Consider the following 916-nt stretch of genomic DNA (forward strand, 5'->3'; position numbering starts at 1 on the left):
CAGTTAACGATAGTGCAACGAATTGCACTGGGTTTCCCCATTCGGACATCGCCGGCTGTAACGGTTCATATCACCTTACCGACGCTTTTCGCAGATTAGCACGTCCTTCATCGCCTCTGACTGCCAGGGCATCCACCGTGTACGCTTAGTCGCTTAACCTCACAACCCGAAGATGTTTCGTGAAACATCGTCGTGTCGCGAAAATTTGAGAGACTCGAACACACATTCACTGCGTGTCGTTTCAATTTTCAGCTTGATCCAGATTTTTAAAGAGCAAATATCTCAAACGTCACCCGAAGATGAGTTTTGAGATATCGGTTGGTTGTGCCTTTCACTCACAGCCAGCAAGTGGCGTCCCCTAGGGGATTCGAACCCCTGTTGCCGCCGTGAAAGGGCGGAGTCCTAACCGCTAGACGAAGGGGACACGAGGTGTCGCGACTTCGCAGCCGTCTTGCTTCTTTACATCTATCAGACAATCTGTGTGAGCACTACAAAGGCAGGTTCTTTCAGGTAAGGAGGTGATCCAACCGCAGGTTCCCCTACGGTTACCTTGTTACGACTTCACCCCAGTCATGAATCACAAAGTGGTAAGCGCCCTCCCGAAGGTTAAGCTACCTACTTCTTTTGCAACCCACTCCCATGGTGTGACGGGCGGTGTGTACAAGGCCCGGGAACGTATTCACCGTGGCATTCTGATCCACGATTACTAGCGATTCCGACTTCATGGAGTCGAGTTGCAGACTCCAATCCGGACTACGACATACTTTATGAGGTCCGCTTGCTCTCGCGAGGTCGCTTCTCTTTGTATATGCCATTGTAGCACGTGTGTAGCCCTACTCGTAAGGGCCATGATGACTTGACGTCATCCCCACCTTCCTCCAGTTTATCACTGGCAGTCTCCTTTGAGTTCCCGACC

The 916-nt window shown here is 51.2% G+C and carries 1 tRNA gene and 2 rRNA genes; all 3 read right to left on the reverse strand.

Annotated elements, in window-relative coordinates:
* Positions 1 to 159: ribosomal RNA gene (locus ABLV75_RS02845) — 23S ribosomal RNA — on the reverse strand; the annotation flags it as partial.
* Between the two features lie 190 nt (positions 160 to 349).
* A tRNA-Glu gene (locus ABLV75_RS02850) sits at positions 350 to 424 on the reverse strand.
* Positions 425 to 511: 87 nt separating this feature from the next.
* Positions 512 to 916 (reverse strand): 16S ribosomal RNA (locus tag ABLV75_RS02855); the annotation flags it as partial.

This window comes from Klebsiella sp. CN_Kp066 (assembly GCF_040065135.1).
GTDB lineage: Bacteria > Pseudomonadota > Gammaproteobacteria > Enterobacterales > Enterobacteriaceae > Klebsiella > Klebsiella oxytoca.